This is a genomic window from sulfur-oxidizing endosymbiont of Gigantopelta aegis (assembly GCF_016097415.1).
Lineage (GTDB): Bacteria > Pseudomonadota > Gammaproteobacteria > GRL18 > GRL18 > GRL18.
Genome location: NZ_JAEHGE010000001.1, coordinates 2,253,127 through 2,275,892 on the forward strand (window position 1 = coordinate 2,253,127; position 22,766 = coordinate 2,275,892).

At 40.0% G+C, this 22,766-nt stretch carries 16 protein-coding genes, 1 tRNA gene and 1 pseudogene; 13 read left to right on the forward strand and 5 right to left on the reverse strand.

The genetic code is table 11. The features are described 5' to 3' along the window. Positions 1 to 59 precede the first annotated feature (59 nt). The 3 genes from JEU79_RS11330 to JEU79_RS11340 all read left to right on the forward strand — a co-directional run bounded on the left by JEU79_RS11330 (position 60) and on the right by JEU79_RS11340 (position 1,659). A tRNA-Lys gene (locus JEU79_RS11330) sits at positions 60 to 135 on the forward strand. Positions 136 to 403: 268 nt separating this feature from the next. Next, on the forward strand, positions 404 to 778 hold the full coding sequence (locus JEU79_RS11335) for a hypothetical protein (RefSeq protein WP_198264219.1): 375 nt from the start codon (positions 404 to 406) through the stop codon (positions 776 to 778). A gap of 380 nt (positions 779 to 1,158) precedes the next feature. Then, a complete protein-coding gene (locus tag JEU79_RS11340; RefSeq protein ID WP_198264220.1) occupies positions 1,159 to 1,659 on the forward strand; it encodes a hypothetical protein in 501 nt (166 codons plus the stop codon). 121 nt (positions 1,660 to 1,780) lie between these two features. Here the strand turns inward: JEU79_RS11340 and JEU79_RS11345 are convergent, their stop codons facing one another. Next, on the reverse strand, positions 1,781 to 3,136 hold the full coding sequence (locus JEU79_RS11345) for a cyclic di-GMP phosphodiesterase (RefSeq protein WP_198264221.1): 1,356 nt from the start codon (positions 3,134 to 3,136) through the stop codon (positions 1,781 to 1,783). 569 nt (positions 3,137 to 3,705) lie between these two features. Between JEU79_RS11345 and JEU79_RS11350 the strand changes: the two genes are divergently transcribed. From JEU79_RS11350 to parC, 6 genes are all read left to right on the forward strand, one after another. Beyond that, positions 3,706 to 4,659, forward strand: a complete 954-nt coding sequence (locus JEU79_RS11350; protein WP_198264222.1) for a response regulator — start codon at positions 3,706 to 3,708, stop codon at positions 4,657 to 4,659. After that, the gene (locus tag JEU79_RS11355; protein WP_198264223.1) at positions 4,647 to 5,573 is read left to right on the forward strand and encodes an adenylate/guanylate cyclase domain-containing protein; all 927 of its coding nucleotides are present in this window, start codon (positions 4,647 to 4,649) and stop codon (positions 5,571 to 5,573) included. Before JEU79_RS11350 ends, JEU79_RS11355 begins: the two co-directional genes overlap by 13 nt. A gap of 71 nt (positions 5,574 to 5,644) precedes the next feature. Next, entirely contained in the window at positions 5,645 to 6,853 is a 1,209-nt protein-coding gene (locus JEU79_RS11360; protein WP_198264224.1) for an SUMF1/EgtB/PvdO family nonheme iron enzyme, read from the forward strand. Between the two features lie 274 nt (positions 6,854 to 7,127). Then, positions 7,128 to 9,032 (forward strand): DNA topoisomerase IV subunit B, encoded by a 1,905-nt coding sequence (gene parE / locus JEU79_RS11365; protein ID WP_198264225.1) that lies wholly within the window; start codon positions 7,128 to 7,130, stop codon positions 9,030 to 9,032. Positions 9,033 to 9,076: 44 nt separating this feature from the next. Beyond that, positions 9,077 to 10,003, forward strand: coding sequence for a GGDEF domain-containing response regulator (locus JEU79_RS11370; RefSeq protein ID WP_198264226.1), 927 nt, complete (start codon positions 9,077 to 9,079; stop codon positions 10,001 to 10,003). Positions 10,004 to 10,091: 88 nt separating this feature from the next. Further along, positions 10,092 to 12,350: a DNA topoisomerase IV subunit A gene (gene parC / locus JEU79_RS11375; RefSeq protein ID WP_198264227.1), complete on the forward strand. Its 2,259-nt coding sequence runs from the start codon at positions 10,092 to 10,094 to the stop codon at positions 12,348 to 12,350. Positions 12,351 to 12,775: 425 nt separating this feature from the next. On the opposite strand, the pseudogene JEU79_RS11380 reads toward parC, so the two are convergent. From JEU79_RS11380 to epmB, 4 genes and pseudogenes are all read right to left on the reverse strand, one after another. Further along, positions 12,776 to 13,936: pseudogene (locus tag JEU79_RS11380) on the reverse strand (IS3 family transposase). Positions 13,937 to 13,999: 63 nt separating this feature from the next. Continuing rightward, complete coding sequence (locus JEU79_RS11385; protein WP_198264228.1) at positions 14,000 to 16,057, reverse strand: sensor domain-containing phosphodiesterase; 2,058 nt, start codon at positions 16,055 to 16,057, stop codon at positions 14,000 to 14,002. Positions 16,058 to 16,149: 92 nt separating this feature from the next. Then, positions 16,150 to 18,015 carry a hypothetical protein gene (locus JEU79_RS11390; protein WP_198264229.1) on the reverse strand — a complete coding sequence of 622 codons (1,866 nt, stop codon included), beginning with the start codon at positions 18,013 to 18,015 and terminating at the stop codon, positions 16,150 to 16,152. Between the two features lie 183 nt (positions 18,016 to 18,198). Further along, positions 18,199 to 19,215, reverse strand: coding sequence for an EF-P beta-lysylation protein EpmB (epmB, locus tag JEU79_RS11395; RefSeq protein WP_281400876.1), 1,017 nt, complete (start codon positions 19,213 to 19,215; stop codon positions 18,199 to 18,201). 84 nt (positions 19,216 to 19,299) lie between these two features. On the opposite strand from epmB, the gene efp reads away from it, so the two are divergent. The 4 genes from efp to JEU79_RS11415 all read left to right on the forward strand — a co-directional run bounded on the left by efp (position 19,300) and on the right by JEU79_RS11415 (position 22,747). Further along, complete coding sequence (gene efp / locus JEU79_RS11400) at positions 19,300 to 19,869, forward strand: elongation factor P (RefSeq protein WP_198264231.1); 570 nt, start codon at positions 19,300 to 19,302, stop codon at positions 19,867 to 19,869. Positions 19,870 to 19,911: 42 nt separating this feature from the next. Then, positions 19,912 to 20,907 (forward strand): EF-P lysine aminoacylase EpmA, encoded by a 996-nt coding sequence (epmA, locus tag JEU79_RS11405; protein ID WP_198264232.1) that lies wholly within the window; start codon positions 19,912 to 19,914, stop codon positions 20,905 to 20,907. Between the two features lie 20 nt (positions 20,908 to 20,927). Continuing rightward, a complete protein-coding gene (locus JEU79_RS11410; protein ID WP_214660552.1) occupies positions 20,928 to 21,530 on the forward strand; it encodes a hypothetical protein in 603 nt (200 codons plus the stop codon). Between the two features lie 122 nt (positions 21,531 to 21,652). Further along, positions 21,653 to 22,747, forward strand: a complete 1,095-nt coding sequence (locus JEU79_RS11415) for a PEP-CTERM sorting domain-containing protein (protein ID WP_198264234.1) — start codon at positions 21,653 to 21,655, stop codon at positions 22,745 to 22,747. The last annotated feature ends 19 nt before the right edge of the window (positions 22,748 to 22,766 follow it).

A 22,766-nucleotide genomic window follows, 5' to 3' on the forward strand; every position in this document is an offset into this window, starting at 1 on the left:
AAACGGTAGAATATGCGCAACTTGAAGAGACGGCGATAATTCATTAATCGTTCTTCAGGGGGCCGTTAGCTCAGTTGGTAGAGCAGTGGACTTTTAATCCATTGGTCGTGAGTTCGAGTCTCACACGGCCCACCATTATTATTAAGAAAGCCCTGTAATTTAATTATTATGGGGCTTTTTTTATGCCTGTTTTATGATGGTTGATTGATTTTTGTCCGAATTGTTTAAAAATATCGAGAAATAGTTCGTAAATATAATTACTTAGCTGACATTTGTATGAAATAGACTACACTTATTACTTATATCTTGTGATAGGCTATTTGCAAGCTTGGGAGTTTCCCATATTAATTGTTTATTATTTTTGTCGTTTAAGGCTGTGACATACAACATTTAAGGAAAAAACATGTCTAATCAATTTGGCTTATTTATCCATCTGGATTATGCTCATAAACCTCAGGATGACTGCGCGATGGTATGGCAAAATATCATGGATACCATGCAGGGATATGGTTTTGACTTTAATAAGCGGGCTTTTTTTATTGATACAGATAAAAGTCGTGATGATATTTCTCAGGATATCAGACACCTATTTGATGAGATACAATTAGTGCAGGCTGATTTTTACAGCTATATTATGGATTGCTATATTTTGAACTATGAAACCTGTAGTGATCTCACCTTGCCCGACACCAGTGAAACAATTGAAGTCGAGGATATTAGTTTACAGGATTTAAACACTATTGGTGTTGACTACGATCTACTCTTTACTAAGAAGTAGTACAAAAAAAGCGCTGATAAAAAATTATTAAAATGGTCGTCTTTATATTAGCAAAAACTTATATAAATGCTTGCTAATATTTTTTTATTCGATATAATTAAAGTCATACATAGAAAATTGAAGAGCAATCAGGCTTAGGGAAGATTTTTTATTTTATCCTCCGGCTGGCTTTATCAATTCAACAATATCGGGATTTGTATTATAATCAATACCGATATCATTTTATTTATTTTTAGCTATTATTTTATAGCACACATTATAAACACATATTTATCTATAAATTTTGGAGAGTCAAAATGAAAACATTATTAATTGCTGCAGTAATTACTACAATCGCTGCTACTGCGTCTATGACAGTTTCTGCTTCTTCTTGGAGCCCTATGGGTGACGGAAACAGCAATTCTAACTTCAATGGCAATGGCTATAACAACATGAATAACAATGCTTATGGCAATGGTTATGGTAATGGTTGGGGCGACGGTTCTGGTGATGCAGATATGGACGGTGATGTTGAAATCACTATCAAAGCACGTGGTCGTGGCCGTGGTAAGGGTAATTCTCGTGGTTCTGCTTATGGAAGTGGCAATAGCAACTACAATGGCAACAACAACATGAACAGTCGCTTTGATGGTCGTAACAACTATGCTAACACACCTTATGGTTATGGTTATGCACCTCAGCCTATGATGAGAGCGCCTCAAATGGCTCCACAAATGGCAGCGCCAAACCCACAAGCTAAAGCGCAATATGAAGCACAACAGAAGCGTATGCAGGCAATGCAACAGCAGCAACAAGCTCAAATGCAAGCTGCTCGTAAAGCTTATGAAGAAAGAATGAAGCAATGGGCTGCTCAAGCACCAGCTGCTCCAGCTGCTAAATAATATTGAGTGAATTAACTTAGACTGCTTGCTTTAAGCGGTTTAAGTTTCAAACAATATAAAAAGCCCGCAATAGCGTCTGCTATTACGGGCTTTTTTTTGAAATATTAGATGATGGGCAAGATTATGTAAATAACTTTTTCATCAGCCAGCTTTTATCTGCTTTTTGTAAACTATTGATAATTTCATCAGAGTCAATGCCAAAAGAACCCAGTGGGATGCTATTAATAATTTTGGGCTTGGCATCATGGGTTGCGTGAATGCTTGCAAGATCGAGGATTTTTAATGTGCTAACAGGATTTTTTTCTTTGTCACGAAGGATCATGACCTTAGGAAGCAATTTATAGTGGGTGTTTTGTTCGATAATAACGGCAATCTCTCTGGAGTTTAACTCGATTAATGAGCCAGCAGGATAAATTCCAATGGATTGAATGAATTCTTCAACCAGATCGGACTGGAACTTGCTGTTGCGAAGCGCATACAAGTGTTCCATTGCCCTTGTTGCGTCCAATGATTTGTAGCTATCGCGCTGATTGGTTATTTTTTCATAATAACAAACGAGTCCTGCAATCTGTGCCGGAAAGATAATTTGATCCTGAGATAATTTTCTCGGGTAGCCCGTGCCATCATAGCGTTCACAATGGGCAGCAATGGTTTCAAGAATTTTTTCTGAGAATCCGCCCATTCTTTTTAATAGGTTTACGGATAAATTGATATGCTTGCGATAGACAGATAGTTTAGCGCCTTCTATTTCGTCAGATTCTTCTAAAAGTTGCCTAGGCAGACGTGCCTTACCAATATTGGCAAGTAGTACCGCGATGGACAATTCAGTGAGTTCTTTTTTCGGTAAGGATAAGTGTCTGCCAAAGGCGATAGCCCAAATAGTGGCTCGGATAGAGCGGTTATGAGTATGGGTGTCTTTGGCTTTAAGGCGAGACAACCATAAAAAAGCATCAGGATTGCGAATGATGCTGTCAACCATATTGCCCGCTGTTTGCTTTATTTGCTCGATATCAAAAAACTTGCCCCTAGAAGCCTGATTCATGATTTCGGTTGCAGTGAGAGTAATATTTTCATAGAGCTTGTGAACGGTTTTAAATTCTTTTTCGAAGGCTACTTTTTCGATATAAAGACTATTGTTACGTTTAAGCTGCTGTTTTTTTGGTTGTAGTGCTTGTGCTTCAATTGAAGGGGCGTTATTAAAGTAACTATCCTGCTTAGCAAAGACTGTCCGTGCTGTTAATTTACTCGTGTTAGCGCCTATTTGTTCTAATTGGCTAATATCAACACGTAATTTAGTGAGGTCTACATCAATGTAAACATGCTGACAAAGTGCAGAAAGTTGTTGAATGTCGTTGTTATCACGAACATAAAAGCCTTCGATAGGATAGGATGTGTAAATCCATGGACGATCCAGTTTTGAGATATACATACCCTGAGTCAGAGATTTGATATCAATTTTTTTACTATTTACCGCCATGATTGAATTCTCTAGCTATACGCACTTGGATTATTATTTTATTTGGGAATATGGTTACTCCCAATAGTATTAGGGTAAATTATAGTAAGAAAATGATTTAAAAGAAGTTGAGTCAATCACAAATACGATAAAAATCTTAAAATTAGCTCACATTTTGATAAAGCAATTGAATTTCTTAGGGAAATTGTCTATATTGATCAATGAATATCTATTTAAAAGTGACTTTAAATAGGTTTTTTGTAAAGAAGTTACAATAATGGATAATAAATAGAACAATAAACCGTTTAACGGTATAACTGCTTGTGATGGAATACGCAGTAAAGTAAAAGGATATTTTAAATTTTTTGAGCACTTTTGAGCACTTTTGAGTAATTTTGAGCAATGTGAGGTTCGTTTATACTGAGTAAGAAGCCTATTTTTAAGCTTTTTATCGATAACTTTTTTATAATAGTGTAAGCAAGGTGACCTAAATAGAATTCGTTGTACCGCACTTTTTGCGGAGAAATTCTGCTAGCATTTGAGCTTATTTAGCTATTGCTGTGTCGAAATTGAGGGTACATGAATTTTTCATGGATAATCACACCATAAACGCTGTATTATTAACCGATTCATCAACCATTGATGGTTTAATTACCTCCTTGCTAGATGGTCATCGATTTAAAATTAAAGCCATTAATTCTGTCGAAGCAGACTATTTTCAACAGATCGTGGATGCTAAGCCTGAATTGATCTTTATTCGCGCCATGCTGGCTAATTTAGATGGGCTTTCTGTTTGCGATCGCATTCGTTCTCACCCAAAATTATGTCAGGCTCGACTGATTTTTATTTCCTCTGACACCTTGAATCGTGAACACGCAATTGATCATCGTGCCAATAAATTTCTCCAATTACCCTTTTCTCGTCAGGATTTAAGTCAGGCGATAACGCCCTTATTTGAGCAAAAAACCAAATTATTATTGGTCGATGACAGTAAAACCTGTCGTCGCCTGATTAAGCCCTCTTTAGAGCAGGAAGGCTATGAAGTCATCGAAGCCGGTAATGGTGAACAGGCTTTAAAAATTATCCGTTCAACGAATATTGATATTATTGTCAGTGATGTTGAAATGCCTGTGCTAGATGGTATTACCTTATGTCGTATTATCCGCCAACAAGAAAAACTCTCGACACCGGTTTTATTATTGTCCTCTCAGCAAACCGATAAGGCAATTATCAGTGGTTTTAATGCCGGTGCGGATGATTACATTATCAAGTCTGATCATTCTGCAACCCGCAAAATAGTCGTGCCCGAATTGTTGTCTCGTATTGAACGCTTATTGAATGCGCAAAAGTCACAGGGGCGCCCAGAACGAATTTTAGTGGTGGAAGATTCTGCCACCATGTTACACCAATTAAAGAATTCTTTGAAAATTCAGGGTTTTCAAATTGATGTAGCTAGAGATGGCTTATCGGCATGGGAAAAGCTGAATGCCAATCAATATGATATGGTGTCACCGACTATGATATGCCTTATGTGGATGGCTTAGAGCTATGTACGCGTATTCGTCAATCAAACAAATTTAATAATCTACCCATTATTATTGAAACCAGCAAGGACTCCAAAGCCGATCAAGTAAAAATTCGCTCTATTGGTATTCAGGCATTCATTACTAAACCCTTTTCACCGGATAGATTAATCGCCGAGGTGGAACGAGTTTTAGCTGAAACCCGCTTAAAGCATAATCAAAATGCCATGAGTCGCTACTTGCCTGATTCAACGATAACACGCATTTCTGCCACTGAAAACAGCCAACATGGCACTATCGCAGAAGATAAATTTCGTACCTTATTATTTTCTGATATTGTGCAGTTTACTCATATTACGGGTCAGCTGACTTCTATGAAGGTGGTTGATTTTCTTAATACCTACTTTGATCGCATGGTGGCAGAACTGATGCATTTTGATGCCACGATTGATAAATTCATTGGCGACGGTATTTTTGCCTCATTTGGCTTACAGGAAGAGGGGGCTTTTCGTGCTGTTTGCGCCGCCGCCGCTATGCTCAAAGCCTTGCCGGAATTAAGAAAATCCACGGGCTTAGATGTGCATATGCGCATTGGTATCCATTCTGGTCACGTGATTATGGGGGATATCGGTAGTCGTTTATCCAGACGGGATTTCACCCTGATTGGTGAAAACGTTAATATCGCGGCACGTTTGGAACATTTGGCCAAGCATGATGGCATTTTGATTTCACATGCAACCTATAAAATGATCAAAAATCGCATTACAGTCATCCCCATTCCGGCTTTAAAATTAAAAGGCATTAAAGAGCCTATGAAGGCTTATTTAGTTAAATCCATTAAATCATATCACTCTTTTTCCAAGTCAATGGATTTGGTTTCTAGTTCAAATAATGCTAGAAAAAATTCAATTGAGAAGGTTTTTAACTCACACTGATGAAGAATCCTGAGGCTAAAATACGCCTGCGTATCATTAGCAAAAGCTTGATTTTATCTGGGCTGTGTTTTTTGCTGTTATTCTCATTACCCTCTCTGGCCAAAGAAGATGCTAGCTTCTATCTAAAGCAAGCTTCTCAGGCCTATAACCAAGGAAACTACCGCAAGGCTGAGGAAGCGTTTCGTCACTTAGTGAAAATGAAAGTGAATTTACATGAAGATTTTTATTATTTTTATGGCAAGACACTTTATCATAATGGACAATACCAAAAGGCCGCTGATAACTTAAACACCTATACTGAAACAGTAGGCAGTAAAAATAAATACTATCGCGATGCAAAGCGTTTACTCTTGCGCTCAGAAAAAAAACTGGCGAAAAAAAATCACCCAGAATCCCAAAAATCATCTGCGTCACAGCAGCGTACTTCTACCAAAGAGTCTCGGTCTGTAAAAAATAAAGAGTCCTTAACTAAGAATGAGTCCTTAACTAAGAATGAGTCCTCAACTAAGAAAGAGCCCTTAACGGATAGAAAATCCTCAACTAAGAAAAAGCCCTCAACCGTTAAAAAATCAACTGCTTCTAAGCCACCCATTCCAAAAATGAAAAAACTCCCCTCTGGTCGGTTCACCATGGGGACAAATCATGGTGCAGATGATCAGCGTCCCCCTCATAAAGTGTCACTCAAAAAAGCCTTTGCCATTGGCCAGTATGAAGTCACTTTTGCACAATATGATGCCTATACCAATGCCACAGGAAAAAAGCAGGCCGATGATCTGGGCTGGGGGAGAGGTAATCGTCCGGTAATCAATGTCACCCTGAAGAACGCTCAGGATTATGCCCGATGGTTAAGCAAAAAAACCGGGCGCACTTTTCGTTTACCGACAGAAGCAGAGTGGGAATATGTGGCACGTACCGGCGTTAAAGCCCAACTCGGTTTTAAGGACTTACTTGGCTTGGGGGATGCAAATTGTGATGATTGCCGATATTTTTGGCAGAGTGATAGCACGGTAGAAGTGGGTGAATATGAGGCGAATAAATACGGTGTTTATGATTTATTCGGTAATGTTTGGGAGTGGACCTGTTCTATTTACACCAAAAAATATTATGGTCAGGAAAAAGTGTGTGCTGACAATCGTCGTTTGTTGGGAAAAACTATAGCAGTACGAGGCGGTGGTTGGGACTCGTTCAGCGCCACTTTGAAATCCTATGTTCGTTATAATAACTTCCCGAATTACTCAAGCCATGACTTAGGTTTTCGTTTAGTTGAAGAATTGAAGTGAAGTGAAGTGAACAACTACTTTAACACAGCGCTTAATATTTATTGATTCTTGTACAATTGTATTCCATACTATTCAAAGTTTATACCGAGCTGATTTTTTTAGGTTAAAGGTGAGAGTTTGCCAATCAGAGGCGTATGACATAGAATTTCTGCAGATATTTCAAAGCGTAGACATATTACATCTGAATTGTGGTGAAATAACATCCATTAATGCATTGGGCTAAAATGCGTTTAATTTACTCAAGACCAAATATAAGAATAAGGTTAAATAATACATGGTAGCAAGTTCCTATGATGCTCAGGATATCGAGGTTTTAAATGGCCTTGACCCCGTAAAACGCCGTCCGGGTATGTATACCCAAATTGAACGTCCTAACCACTTGGCACAGGAAGTCATTGATAATAGTGTTGATGAGGCTATGGCTGGATTTGCGCATCGCATTGATGTGGTCTTATATAAAGATGGCTCCTTGTCGGTTAAAGATGATGGCCGTGGTATGCCAGTTGACCTGCATCCGGAAGAAAAAATTCCCGGTATTGAACTTGTACTGACCCGCTTGCATGCGGGGGGTAAATTCTCCAATGACAATTATCAATTTTCCGGTGGTTTACATGGGGTTGGAGTCTCAGTGGTTAACGCCCTATCGGTGAAGTTAGAAATATGGGTACGCCGTAAGGGTGAAGAGTATCACATGGCTTTTGCCAGTGGTGATAAAACTCAGGATTTGGAAGTTGTTGGTGAAGTGGGTAAACGCAATACCGGTACGACAGTGCGTTTTTGGCCGGACAAGCAATACTTTGATACCATTAAATTTTCTGTACGCCGTCTAAAACATGGTTTGAAAGCTAAAGCCGTTTTATGCCCAGGGCTGGAGATTAATTTTAAAGATGAAAATACTGGCGAAACTGAACGCTGGTATTATGAAAAGGGTCTGTCAGATTATCTCATTGATGAAATAGATGGCCGCGACTGTTTGCCCGCTATTCCCTTTACCGGCCATCTTGAAGGCAACAATGAACAAGCAGAGTGGGCGGTACTTTGGTTAGACAGGGAGACTGAAAACTGGGATGGCACACCGATTATGGAAAGCTATGCCAACCTGATCCCAACACCGCAGGGTGGTACGCATGTGAATGGTTTTCGCACAGGCTTAACAGAAGCCATTCGAGAATTTTGTGAATTTCGTAATTTACTCCCACGGGGAGTTAAGCTAACACCAGACGATGTTTGGGATAGTTGTTGTTATATTTTATCGGTAAAACTACAAGATCCCTTATTCTCTGGACAGACGAAAGAGCGCTTATCCTCTCGTGAATGTGCTTCCTTTGTTTCCGGAGTAGTCAAAGATGCATTTAGCTTATGGTTGAATGAAAACACGGAAGATGGAGAGCGTCTTGCTGAGCAAGTAATCAACCGCGCGAATCAGCGTATTCGTGCGGGCAAAAAAGTCATCCGCAAAAAAGTCACTCAAGGCCCGGCACTGCCGGGTAAGCTGGCAGATTGTACCTCTTCTGATTTTAATGAAACTGAGTTGTTTTTGGTGGAAGGCGATTCAGCCGGCGGTTCGGCCAAACAAGCACGGGATCGCTATTTTCAGGCAATTATGCCCTTACGGGGTAAAATCCTCAACACTTGGGAGGTGGACTCATCTCAGGTGCTCGCTTCTAATGAAGTACATGATATTTCTGTGGCGGTCGGTGTCGAGCCGGGCTCAAGTGACATAAAAGGTTTGCGTTATGGCAAAATCTGTATTTTAGCGGATGCTGATTCCGATGGTTTACATATTGCTACGCTATTGTGTGCATTATTTATTCGTCACTTTATGCCCCTAGTGAGTGCGGGTCACATTTATGTGGCTATGCCGCCCTTATTTCGTATTGATATAGGCAAGCAGGTTTTCTATGCCCTGGATGAATCAGAAAAGAAAGGCATATTAGATCGCATTGAAGCGGAAAAAATTCGTGGTAAAGTCAGTGTGCAACGCTTCAAAGGACTGGGTGAAATGAACCCTTTGCAGTTAAGAGAAACCACCATCGCCCCCGACACCCGACGATTGGTGAGACTTACCGTTGAGGAAGGTGATGAGACACATTTGATGATGGATATGCTCTTAGGTAAAAAAAGAGCCGCTGATCGTCGATCTTGGCTTGAAAAAAATGGCGATCTAGCCGATATTTAATAGACGATGCTATTTCGTCTGTTTTTTATCGATTTGGGGACTCTATGAATGTTTTGGTGGCGGAAGACAGTGATGTGATCCGCGCAATTATTATGCAAATTATATCGGAACTGGGTCATACAGTTTGTGCGGCAGAAAATGGGCTTGAAGCAGTCGAATTATTTAAAGATCAAAATGCCGAAAAAATCGATCTCATTGTCATGGATGCAGAAATGCCTATCATGGATGGTATGACTTCAACATCACAAATCCGCACTCTTGCCGGTGATGATTGGCTACCCATTATTTTTCTCAGTGCTCACTCAGAAGATAGCTATCTACAAAAAGCGCTGGATTCGGGTGCTGATGTTTATTTGCGAAAACCCATCAATAAAGTTGAATTGGCGGCACAAATTAAGGCCATGGGTCGTATTGCTGAAATGAAGAACAAGTTGGATGAAGTAAATGTTCAATTGCATGATCTGGCTAATCAGGATGGTTTGACTAAGATCGCAAATCGTCGTGCTTTTAATGAACGTATTAATTATGAGCTAAAACAAAGTCATCGTAACAAAATTCCCTTTAGCTTAGTGCTCTGTGATATTGATTATTTCAAATTATATAATGATACTTATGGACACCTAGCCGGTGATAATTGCTTAAAGAAGGTGGCCAAAACCATTGAGCGTTCGTTTCGGCGTGAGACGGATATGGTGGCACGCTACGGCGGTGAGGAGTTTGCCGTCTTATTACCCGGCACTAACTCAGATGAAGCTCGGCCATTGGTGGAAAATATGTTGAAAAATATTAATGCTTTGGATATTCCACATAGTTCATCCGAAGTGGCCAAGCACATCACTATCAGTGCCGGTGTTGTGACACATAATGATGAAGAAAATGAAAAAACTTCCAGCACTTTTATTCATTTAGCTGATAAAAATCTCTATAAAGCTAAAGAAGGAGGTCGTAATCAAATTATTGTCTCTGCTTAGTACCCTATTCCTGCTTGTATTTGTCGGATTTATTCATTAGTATCACTGCTATATAACTCAATAATTTCAATGAAAAAAATAATAATTTATGTCTGAAACAATCTTCCAGAACGATGGGGCTGAGTCACAGCCCATTAAAAATTTTTCCGAGCAGGCTTACTTGGATTATTCCATGTATGTCATTTTGGATCGTGCCTTACCGCATATTGCCGATGGCTTAAAACCCGTTCAAAGGCGCATTATCTATGCGATGTCTGAACTGGGCCTTAAGGCTGGTGCGAAACATAAAAAATCGGCTAGAACAGTCGGTGATGTGCTCGGTAAATATCACCCTCATGGTGATACTGCTTGTTATGAAGCAATGGTGCTGATGGCACAGCCTTTCACTTATCGTTATCCTCTGGTGGATGGACAGGGCAATTGGGGGTCATTGGATGATCCGAAATCATTTGCCGCGATGCGTTATACCGAATCAAAACTATCCGTTTTTTCCGAAGTCTTATTGGATGAACTGGGACAGGGCACCGTTGATTGGGAACCCAACTTTGATGGTACGCTAGATGAGCCACGATTATTACCCGCACAAGTGCCCCATATTCTGCTTAATGGTACGACGGGTATTGCCGTGGGCATGGCAACGGATATTCCTGCACATAATCTCAATGAAATAGTCAATGCCTGTATTTTATTATTAGAGACCCCTACGGCCACTTTAGACCAAATTTGTGAAGAGGTTAAAGGCCCTGACTATCCTAGCGATGCAGAAATTATCACCGCCCGCGAAGATATTTTAAAAATGTATCGTACCGGCAATGGTTCAATTCGCATGCGTGGCTGCTATGAAAAAGAAGGCAGTGATATCATTGTTACAGCGCTGCCACACCAGACCTCAGGCAGCAAGGTCTTAGAGCAAATTGCCGCGCAAATGCAGGCAAAAAAATTACCCATGGTATCGGATCTCAGAGATGAGTCGGATCATGAAAACCCCATTCGTTTAGTCATTACGCCACGTTCTAATCGGGTTGATATTGAACCCTTGATGCAACACTTATTTGCCACTACCGATCTGGAAAAGACCTATCGGGTCAATATGAATATGATTGGTCTGGATGGTCGTCCGCAAGTCAAAAATCTGAAAATGATTCTTGAAGAATGGTTGATGTACCGCTTTGAGACCGTGCGCAGACGTTTGCAATACCGTCTTGATAAAGTGAATGAAAGATTGCACTTGCTTGATGGCTTCATGATTGCGTTTTTGAATATTGATGAAGTGATTCATATTATTCGTACGGAAGAAAAACCCAAAGCGGTCTTAATGGCACGTTTTTCTTTGAGTGATATTCAGGCTGAAGCAGTACTCAACCTGAAGTTACGTCATCTTGCTAAGTTAGAAGAGATGCGTATTCGTGAAGAGCAGGATGAATTACGTGTTGAAAAAGATTGGCTGACCAAAACCCTGGGTTCTCGTCAGCGGATGAAAACAGTGATCAAAAAAGAACTACTAGCCGCTGTAAAAAAACATGGTGACAAACGACGTTCGCCCTTAGTGTCTCGTGATGCAGCCAAAGCGATGGAAGAAACTGATTTGGTCGGTGCTGATCCGATCACGGTGATATTGTCTGAGAAAGGTTGGATACGTGCTGCCAAAGGTCATGACACCGATGTCGTTGCATTGAACTATAAGGCCGGGGATGAATATAAGTCCAGTGCCTTGGGTAAAAGTAATCAGCAAGTGGCTATTTTAAGTAGTGATGGACGCAGTTATTCTTTGCCGGGGCATACCCTGCCATCAGCAAGAGGGCAGGGGGAGCCGTTGACGGGACGTTTAGCACCAGCCAATAATGTGAACTTTGTTTCGGTGTTAATGAATAGCAATGAAGAACAAATGTATTTGTTTTGTACCGATGCGGGCTATGGCTTTGTTGCCAAGCTCAAAGATATGTTCAGTAAAAATAAAAAAGGTAAGGCATTGATCAAAGTGTCTAATGGTGCGCGAGTCATGGCACCTATTCCGGTGAATAATTTTGATACAGACAGAGTTGTCGCAGTCAGCAATGAAGGGCGTTTAATTATTCATTCATTGTCAGAGCTGCCTGTTTTGGCTAAGGGCAAGGGGGTGAAGATCATTTCAATTCCTTCATCCCGTGTCGCAGAACGTGAAGAATTTGTTGAAGCGATTATTATTTTACCTGAGGGTGAGAAGCTGACAATTATTTCTGGCAAACGTCATCTGACCTTAAAAATGGCTGATCTGGAACATTATATTCATGAGCGCGGACGTCGAGGGAATAAATTACCCAGAGGCTTGCAAAAAGTGGATGCTATCTATGCAGGTGAAAAGGAATAGTGGCTAAAAAGGAATAGCAAAGTACTTGAATGAATAATCTAACCTATGAATAATTGGCTTATTTAAAAAAATCTTGAGAAATCAAATTCTAGCGATTCGCTGGCTTCATGTAAGAAGGTACCCTGAATAAAGTGTGATGTGTCAACACTTTTCCGGACAGTTTTCTAAATATTTTTTTGGCTGTTTCAAGTGATTTTTGTCATTTTGTATTTCCTATCATTTTAGTTTCTCATGTTAACTTTAAACAGATGAAGAGAAAGGGCTTTGCCCTCTGGAACGATAGAGCCGTTCCATTCACCCAAGGTATTTTCACAACGGTAATGATCCTGTTACAATATCTTCACGGCACAGGCTGAGGAGCCGATGGCCGTCAACGGTAATGGGCGGCATTTATGTCGCCTTTTACCCCTCTTCAATCAATCGATTTAAGCTATTTCCTGCTGTATTTCATAATCGACTGGTGACAAATAATCATTAGCCGAATGAAGTCGCTCCCGATTATAAAATACCTCAATATATTCAAATATTGCCTGCTTTGCTTCTACTCTGGTTTTGAATCGACAATGGTGCGTCAATTCAGTTTTCAAACTATGAAAGAAGCTCTCTGATACAGCATTGTCCCAGCAATTTCCTTTGCGGCTCATAGACTGAATTATGTTATGATCCGACAATATTTTTCTATGACTATCAGAGGCATATTGGCTACCTCGGTCAGTATGCCAAAGCAATCCATCCATTGGTTTACGCTTCCATATGGCCATCAGTAAAGCATCATTGACTAGCTTGGCTTTCATTCGCTCATCCATCGACCAGCCAACAATTTGCCTAGAGAATAAGTCAATGACAACCGCTAAATATAACCAGCCTTCCTTGGTGGCAATATAGGTAATATCACCCACATAGTAGCGATCAGGTTGAGAGACAGTAAACTCTCTTTCCAGTAAATTTGGAGATATACGCTTATTATGCTTGGAATTAGTCGTCGCTTTAAAGCGTCTCTTCGTTTTACAAAACAAACCGGCTTTTTCATTAATCGACCAATTCTCCGGCGGCTTATATGAACGCCTTTTTCAGCCAGTTTTCTTTTTAAGACGACGGGTTCCATAAGTCTTGCGACTGTCTTCAAACAGTTTTTTAGCTGCTCAGTAAGCGCTTCATTTTCTTTCTCTCTATCCGTTTTAGGAGAGCTAACCCAATCATAATAGCAACTACGGGAAACATCCATAAAACGGCACAGAATCGTTACCGGGTAATCTTTAGCCTGATCAGTTATCCATGCGTACTTCACAAAGTTTCCCTTGCAAAGTACGCTGTGGCCTTTTTAATAAATCACGCTCCTGAATCACTTTTGCCAATTCTTTTTTCAGACGTTTTACTTCATCATAAATGTGTTCATCACTTCTATTGGCTACCGTCTTCACCGGTTTGGAATATTTACTGATCCAGGTATGTAGAGTATTTACATTAACACCTAGCTCCCTGGCAGTCTGAGAAACGGGTTGATCCGTCTCATTAGCTAATTTGACAGCTGATTCTTTAAATTCTGATGTATAGCTTTTATTCGGTTTTTTTGTTTGATCATTCATTTTAGGTCACACTTTTTATCTTTTAGTTGTTTTAAGTTGTGTGTCCGGTTAAGTATAGCCACATTAGTGCGCGCCAGACTGCCAAATCACAGATAAAGCTCCAGCCTCTTCGACGAAGGGCACTAGGGTTTTTATGTCCATATTATTAGCCTGGGAACAAACCTGATTAAGGGCTTCAAGTTTTTCGGGCTTGTTGGAAATATCTTGTACCAATTCAAGGTCGAGCTTTAAAAAATCAACCTTTATATGTTTTAAAAGGGTAAATGCATTGGTCTCATTACCAAAATGTTCTAAAGAAAACAGGCAGCCTAAATGATGTAGTTGTTTGATCAGCAATTGCGTATGACGCATGTTTTCAGCGGCCTGCTGAGCCTGAACCTGAAAGATAACGGATTCAGGTGTGATTTTATAGCGTTCTAAATTGTGCTTAACCCAGACAATAAATTTATCATCTGAAAGTGAAGCACGGCTTAATTTAATAATAAACCGGTTGTTATAACCCGCTTTCACTCGCTCAGATAAGGTACGCATTGCTTCGGCAATAATCCAACGGTCGATATGGATAGAATGGTTGGACATTTCGGTGAGAGGCAAAAACTCTCGGGGGAAAATGGTATCGCCCTGTTCATTGCGCAAGCGAATATAAAGCTCATAATTTTCGCTATTGTCACCTAATAAATTCACAAAGGGTTGAAAGACCAAAAACATTCTGCGCTGTTTAATGGCATTATCAATTTCATTTTCCCAATATTTGACGCGTTCTTGATCGTCCATTTCATTGGTGTCGGGCACATGTTGATGGACTCGATTACCACCTTCATCAATTGCCTGTAAACACGCTTTTCTGACATAGGTTAAGCTACTTTGAGCGCCATTGCTGGATGAATCGATGAGTAATATACCAATGCTACAAGTTGTGGCTACACTCCTATCATTTACATCGGCGATATGATCATCTACGGCTTTACGAATTTTTTCTGCCATGGTTAAAATGACTTCTTCATTGTCAGTTTTCATGATTGCAGTAAATCGAGATGTCTCATAGCGGGCTAAAAAGGTATTATCAGTACATGTTTTTTTGATTAAATGGGCAATCTCAACAATGACTTGATCGCTATTGATCTCACCCATTTTTTCTTTAATATCGGTGAAGTTATCCAGAGCAATAAAAAATAAATAGGCCTTGGTTTTATTGTCAATGGCATCTTCGACTGTTTTTTCTAAGTTTTCCAGAAAATAGCGGCGGTTATAGAGGCCTGTTTCCTGACACTGAGCATTCAGTGTGGCTAATTTTTCCTGTAATTTTTCCTGTGCTTTTTTGCTGAAACCATCGTTGCGTATAATGAGTTGAATACAGGTTTCACCGGACATACTGGCAGGTTGAAATTCCATTTTCATTTTAAATTCACTACCGTCATCTTTGATGCCAGTGACTTGTAAGGGATGTTCAAAACGTTCGTTTGCATCAGGTTTGACTGGGGCATTATTGGAGACTTCTGAATAGTGACGTAAATATTCTTTTAATTGACTACTGTCATTTGAAGAAACCAGATCCATAATGGGCATGGCTTCAATGTCATCACGGTCTTGATAGCCAAACATTTTGTAATAAGGATCATTGGAAAGAATGTGCATGCCTTCGTGTATATAAGCAATGGCATCACGAGAACTATCAATTAATTGTTGGCAACGTGATTCTGAATCTTCCAGTTGTTTGCTTAATTGTTGTTCACAACGTAAACCTTTTAAGGCATTGAACTCTTTTTTAATGATGAGTCCTACGAGCTCTTCAGGCTCCTCTGGAATGACGCAAGTGATGCCCATGAGCATATAATCCAGAGTTTCTTGTGCGTTGTAGTTACCACTTAATATAAAGGCTGCACCGATTTGTGTTGATTTGACCTGCTCCATAGCTGTATTCAGATCAAGGACATCAATGTTGGCAGTAAATAAAATAATATCAAAATTCTTTTTATTAATTTGCTTATTGAATTGTTCTGCATTAGAAACGATTCTTGGGCTTAATGTTAAGCCGCTATTACGCAAAGTATTTGTTATTTCTACCGCATCATTTTCAGACTTGTTAACCAATAGTAGTTGAATGATATTATCCTGTTTCACTTATTGTCCTGTCAGTTTGTATTGGTTTGCTCATAAAATATGAGTAAATTTATGAGTTAAATAATTTACTTAACTTATAAAAAAATAAGGTATTATAAGTCGTCCCATATTGAGTCAAATTCAGTGTCACTATCAAGGGATAAAGTTTCCTTGTCATTGTGGTCAGATGATTGCTTTTGATTGGTACCGTAATAATCTTCAGCCAGACAATATTTAAAACGTGAGAAATGTGAGCTGATTTCTAAAGTATCTAATAAGACCACTTTGGTTTCTACACTGGTGATATTAGCGTTGACCAAACGGTATTCATCGAGAATAACCTGGTCTCTTGCCTCATAACCGAGTGCGGTGGTAATAATGGTTTTGGGTTGTTTTAAAATAGGAATTGCGGGGAGCATGATGGCTCGGGATTTCATGCCTTCTTGCATGCTGACATATTTGGCCGTGCCAATGGCAATGGCATTCGGTGCAATAATCTGTACACCGATTTGAATTCTATTTGTTTTGATGCAACGGACCCAACGAATGGTGCCAACAAACCAATAGCCTTCTTTTTGTCCCGAGCCATAACTGATGGCAATGATTTCACCGACTTTAGCATTGATAGAACTATTATGATCCCATAATAGGCAATAGCCTCCAATACTTTCATTAACCATTGACCAATCTTTAGGCGCTTTTTTAGTATTGCTATGGGCTTCATTAAGATCCAAGTCGTTATTGCCGATGTTGTTGGATGCGGCTTTGCTTTGAAAAACCTCACCCCAGATATCACTGACTTTTATTGTTGATTCTATGGTGCGGGAACTAAAATTGTGAGCGGGTAAATTTTCACTGAGAATTAAATCCTCGCCTTTATAGGGGGCTTCATCTTGTAACCAATGTGGTGTCGTATAGCCATTAAGGACATAGTGAACATTGTTGAGCCCAATGGCTACTTTAAGCTGGGATTTTGCCGGACGACGACTGTGTTGACGGGTAGGTGCAATGCCCCAGGATAATGATAATTGTTTTAGAAACTCAATATTGATTTCAGTTGTTTGTATTTCCTGACCGTGAAATTGCTCAATCAGGTGCGCATAATCTAATTTGGATGTATCAATGGTCCAGAGATCTTTGGTTTCTTTAATGTCTTGGGGTGCTATAAAAGCAGGTAATGAATCGTTGGATAGATCGATCACCAGAGCATTCTTATCACTGTCTCTTTTATAGGGACTGATGTCAGCCAATAAGGCCCACTCTTCCAATTGTCTAAAAATTGAGTAGATATGGTGCTGAGCCATACGAAAGGGGTCGGCAATGGAAACCAGAAGTATTTGTAGATAGGCATTCTTAATCGTTATCTCATCACTGCTTTGTAAGGATGGGTCGCCTATTTTTTTATTGAGTAGCTTGGCTTTATAAGCAATGAGGAATAAATGATGTATTTCTTTCCAATGATTTTTTTGCGGTGTATTGTAGAGCTGATACTCTGCAATAAGTGCCAGACTATGGTGTCGCATCATGCGCTCAATCACTAATGCCTTGGTCTTGCGACGATTTGGACAGAGAAAAAAGAGGCGGCAATTAATTAAATCTTTTAAAACGTAAAGGTAACCAAGAATGATTTGCTTGTGCAATTTTTGTACAAGTGTGGCGATACGAGCATGCTTTTCATCTAAGGGGAGTTCTCTATTGAGATTCAGTTTTCTTAAATTAGCAGAGAGCTCAACAATCGTTTCATGAATTTTTTCTAAGAAATAGAGGCGTTTTTTGTAGGGAATCTGCTGTAAGTTACTATCCTTAAGGGTTTTGTAAATCGTTTTTGTGGACACACGAATGTTTGCAAGTGGTAGGGTGTCGAACCATTTATCTATCGCATTGGCTTGAAACTTCAAACCATTTTGAGCTGGTTTGCTTTGTTTCGGCAGGTTTTTAATTAAGGCTTGCTCAGTCGTTTGCAAGTCAGTTCTCCACAAAAGCTATTCTATTGATTTTTATGCCAAAATATAAGAAATCCTTCTCATACATTCTAAGCAAAGACTTAGGAAATGACTATTATTGGTAAAAGTATAGCAGTTTTGTTGTTTTTTTAAAGCTAGAATGACTTAATATCTGAATTAAATCAAAAGGATAAATAATTGATTTAAAAACATTCATTGCTATACGGGCTTTGTTTGTTGTATTGATTCAGTAAAAATATCTAATTTACTCTTTTCTCCGGCAACTTCTCTGACTAAGCGTGGCAACATGTAGCCAGGCAAAATCTCTCTCAATTGTTGGTGTAGTCTAATGGCCACGGCATCACTGATTTCAAAATGCGCACTGCCCTGAACATGATCTAACATATGTAGATAATAGGGGACAATATGGTGTTTAATCAATGTTTCACTGAGTGTTTTTAAAACCTGGACATCATCATTAACGCCTTTTAATAACACCGACTGATTGAATAAGATGATTTGCTGCTCCTGGAGTTTTTTTAGCGCTGCTGCAGTATCAGTGGCAATTTCCTGAGCATGATTGATATGCAATACCATAATGACGCTTAGGCGTGTACTGCTTAATAATTGCAGTAGTTTAGCCGTGACTCGTTGTGGTTCAACCACAGGAAAGCGAGTATGTATTCTTAAACGCTGTAAATGTGGAATGGTCTCTAATTGTGCAATGAGTTCCGCTAGACGTGCATCAGAAAGAGATAATGGGTCGCCACCACTGAGTATCACTTCGCTAATGGAATCATCTTGTTGAATTAACTGAATGTTTTTGTGCATCTGTTTAGCTAAATAGCCTTTATCTTCATAAGGATAGTGACGGCGGAAGCAATAACGACAATTAATGGCGCAACTCGGTGTAACCAAAAGTAATGCTCTGCCATGATATTTTTGTAACAAACCGGGTTGAAATAAACTATTGGCTTCGGCCAATGGGTCTCGGACATAATCAGGGTGAGAGTTTAGCTCTGCCTGAACGGGTAATATTTGTAGTAATAATGGATCTGTGGGATCGCCAGACTGAATTTTATTGACATAGGCTAGCGGTACTTTAAAGTGAAAGTCTTGTGCAGCGGCTTCTGAAAACTGTAGTGCCTCGGGGCTTAAATTGAGGTGCTCCAGTAATTCCAAAGGCTTGGTAAAATACTTTCTCGTCTGGTTTCCAATTGACTTTCGGGGTATCATAGCGTATTAATTTTATCGTGTAATTTTACAAAGAGCATTATCATAGCGATTTTCTTCTTAAGAATATATTTTAAAGAGTAATTTATGGCAAGCTACAGCACAAACGAGTTTCGTTCGGGGTTAAAATTAATGATCGACGGCGACCCCTGTTCGATTGTTGATAATGAAGTGGTTAAACCCGGCAAAGGTCAGGCTTTTAATCGTATCAAAATCCGTAATTTAAGGTCAGGCCGGGTTGTAGAGAGAACCTATAAGTCGGGTGAGTCTGTCGAAGCCGCAGATGTGATGGATACCGATCTACAATACTTGTATAACGATGGCGAGCAATGGCACTTTATGCACCCTGAAACCTTTGAGCAAATGGCGGCGGATAAGACTGCGGTAGGTGAAGCGCATTTATGGCTAAAAGAACAAGATATGTGTACGGTCACATTATGGAATGGTAATCCACTGGCTGTAACACCACCTAATTTTGTGGTGCTATCAGTTACCGATACCGATCCAGGCCTAAAAGGTGATACTTCGGGTGGTGGTGGTAAGCCCGCAACACTAGAAACCGGTGCTGTAGTCCAAGTGCCTTTATTTATTGCCATTGGTGAAGACCTGAAAATTGATACCCGCACGGCCAAGTATGTTTCTCGTGCTAAGGACTAAATAACTCGTTAAATTGATTTATTACTATAACGTTATGACACTATGATAAAGTGGCAAGCCTCAGCATCGTTGCCGCAGATACAACTCCGAGCAGCGGTGCTGAAACAAATCCGTACTTTTTTTGCGCAGCAAGGCGTATTGGAAGTCGATACTCCTTGCTTGTCAGTCTCCACCACCCCAGACCCCTTTATTGAAAGTTTTCACAGCCGCTATACCCCTCTGACGCAAGTCACAGCCAATGAAAACTACTATCTGCATACCTCGCCTGAATTTCCTATGAAGCGTCTTTTGGCTTCGGGTAGCGGTTCTATTTATCAAGTCTGCAAAGTATTTCGTCAAGGCGAAATAGGGCGCAAGCATAATCCAGAATTTACCTTGTTGGAGTGGTATCGTGAAGGCTGGGATCACCATCAGCTAATGCAAGAAGTCGGGCAATTGCTAGCAGACTTAATTGCCCCGTATCGACACTTGTCAGGGGTGTCCTTACTCACCTATAAGGCCGCTTTTCAGCAGAAATTGGGCATTAATCCTCACACCGCAAGTCAGGCAGAATTAATTGCTTGCACGCAGAAAGTGGGTTTGGATAAGGTTTTGGATGCAGATGAACATCGCGACCGTTATTTGGAATTGTTATTTAGCCATGTTATTGAACCGGAATTGGGCATTGACAACGGTATGACATCAATCTGTCTGCTCTATGATTATCCTGCCAGCCAAGCCTCATTAGCACGAATTAAGCGTCACGATGGTGATTTAATCGCAGAGCGCTTTGAAGTCTTTATTGAGGGCATGGAATTGGGCAACGGTTTTCATGAACTGAATGATGCCAAGGAGCAAAGAAGGCGCTTTATTACTGATAATCAAATGCGTCAAGCAAGGGGAATGGATGAAGTGCCTCTGGATGAAAATTTTCTTGCAGCGGTAGGGCATTTACCCGATTGCGCTGGTGTTGCCATTGGTTTAGAACGTTTATTAATGGTCATTAGTCAGGCGCAACATATTAACAATGTCATCAACTTTCCTTTTCAGCGAGCATAAAGATGCACAGTCAGTATGCAATGGTGTTTTATCCCCAGCCAATAGGCTTGAACAACCTTTCGCAGGCAGCGGTTGAACAGATTTTGACGGCATTAAGTGATGCCGGTTTTCTGGGTGATTTTTTTACTAAGGAATATGCGAACGAAACGAATGAAGTGCAGAGTGGTTATTTAATTGGTAGCGATTTTTTACAACTCATTACTTTTTTGGGATGTGCGCCACACATTGAAATTGTCATACCGGAAGAGGCATCAGCCTGGAAGCAATTTTGTCACATTGAAATTCAGCAATATCAGCAGTCAATCTATTATAAGGGACTCAATAACCCCAAATGTAGTTGCCCGCATTGTACCGCTCGTGTGGCAAAAAACTTACCGGATTCATTTAAACATGATAGTCAATGGCAAGCCAATAAGCTCTATATTGAATGCCCGAAGTGTCATGAGAAAAGTTTGGTGGAAAATTTAAACTGGCGTCATAGTGGCGGCTTTGGAGCGTTTTTTATTGTGGTCAATAGTATTTATCCAAATGAAGCAGTACCGACAGAAAAATTGCTTCAAATTTTACAGCAGGCGTCTAAAGGTGTTTTTGCTTCCTGGGATTATTTTTATAGTGAAAATTAATTTTGAATAGAACCTAGGGTGTGCCCTAGACTTGCTCCTTGTTCATTAATGTTATGATGGTCAGAGATAAAAGCTTAGCTACAAAAATATAAATAATTATAACAATCAATGAGAAACCGTTTATGCCATTAAAATTCTATTTTTTATCGACCACTACTTTGTTGATGCTATCATCATTTTTGATGACTGCCAATGCTGCTGTTGTAGTTCCTTGTAGTGGTCTTAATTATGCGAATAATAAACCAACTGAAGCAGATGGCACAAGTTGTCTTGAAATGAATTCATCCGGTGATGCTTATAGTGCTTTATTAAGAGAAGGCAATGGAGCATCGGATCTTGCCGTGCTTTTTTTGCATGGTCGTAACAAGAAACTAGCGGGTCAGGCAATGAAAAATCACCCTAATGGTGATGTTGTAAGGCAATTAAGAACTTATCTTAATACTTCGCTTGGCCTGACAACACTATCAATTGAAACCCCCAATATTTCCAATGATCTTAATAGTAATAATCGTGCTGATTTTTTTGAATATGACGCTGCTGAAGCGATTGTTTTTGATCAGATGCAAGCACGTTTTAATACGGCACTAGATGGATTAAAAACGCAGGGTATTAAACGTGTCGTGGTAATGGGGTTCAGTATGGGTTCGCGTTATGCAACGGCTTTGACGGCAGCTGCTGATCAGGGTGTGCTGGGTAATGGTTTAGATCTGGTTGGTCTTATTGGCACGGGTATGTATATTAATTCTGCAAATTCGACCACTGGGCCAAATGATATTCGTGGTTTTGATACCCTAGGTAACCTAGCTCTAATTGACTCTATTCCTGTACTGGATGTGTTTGGGGATTTGGATGCGCCTGCTGCCAATTCAGCTACTGCCCGTAAAACTGCCTATGCTGGGGCGACAGGATTATATTCACAAGTCTCATTAGCCTGCCCTGATTATGTTAATAATGCCTATTATACCGGTGGTGGTTCCAAAACTTATACCAAGGGAAATTGCCATCAACTCCGTGATGCTCAAGATGCAAATGGCAATACGCTAGTGGATGTGCGGGGTACGGCTAACTCTCCTTTAACGACAACAGTTATCAGTTGGTTTAATAATACTGATTTTGATGCAGTGAAAAGTAATGTTATCAGTGTGCCAGAGCCTTCAACTCTGGTATTGTTATTATTGGGTGTTGGTTTTCTAGGGCGCAAATCGCTGCAAAAATAATTTTGGCAGCGGCTTATCT

Bases quoted from the DNA above. Each gene is read 5' to 3' on its own strand.
- JEU79_RS11350 (WP_198264222.1), top strand. From the start codon at position 3,706: ATGGATAATCACACCATAAACGCTGTATTATTAACCGATTCATCAACC.
- JEU79_RS11410 (WP_214660552.1), top strand. From the start codon at position 20,928: ATGGTGTTTTATCCCCAGCCAATAGGCTTGAACAACCTTTCGCAGGCA.
- epmA (WP_198264232.1), top strand. From the start codon at position 19,912: ATGATAAAGTGGCAAGCCTCAGCATCGTTGCCGCAGATACAACTCCGA.
- parE (WP_198264225.1), top strand. From the start codon at position 7,128: ATGGTAGCAAGTTCCTATGATGCTCAGGATATCGAGGTTTTAAATGGC.
- JEU79_RS11340 (WP_198264220.1), top strand. From the start codon at position 1,159: ATGGGTGACGGAAACAGCAATTCTAACTTCAATGGCAATGGCTATAAC.
- efp (WP_198264231.1), top strand. From the start codon at position 19,300: ATGGCAAGCTACAGCACAAACGAGTTTCGTTCGGGGTTAAAATTAATG.
- JEU79_RS11370 (WP_198264226.1), top strand. From the start codon at position 9,077: ATGAATGTTTTGGTGGCGGAAGACAGTGATGTGATCCGCGCAATTATT.
- JEU79_RS11415 (WP_198264234.1), top strand. From the start codon at position 21,653: ATGCCATTAAAATTCTATTTTTTATCGACCACTACTTTGTTGATGCTA.
- JEU79_RS11335 (WP_198264219.1), top strand. From the start codon at position 404: ATGTCTAATCAATTTGGCTTATTTATCCATCTGGATTATGCTCATAAA.
- epmB (WP_281400876.1), bottom strand. From the start codon at position 19,215: ATGATACCCCGAAAGTCAATTGGAAACCAGACGAGAAAGTATTTTACC.
- JEU79_RS11345 (WP_198264221.1), bottom strand. From the start codon at position 3,136: ATGGCGGTAAATAGTAAAAAAATTGATATCAAATCTCTGACTCAGGGT.
- parC (WP_198264227.1), top strand. From the start codon at position 10,092: ATGTCTGAAACAATCTTCCAGAACGATGGGGCTGAGTCACAGCCCATT.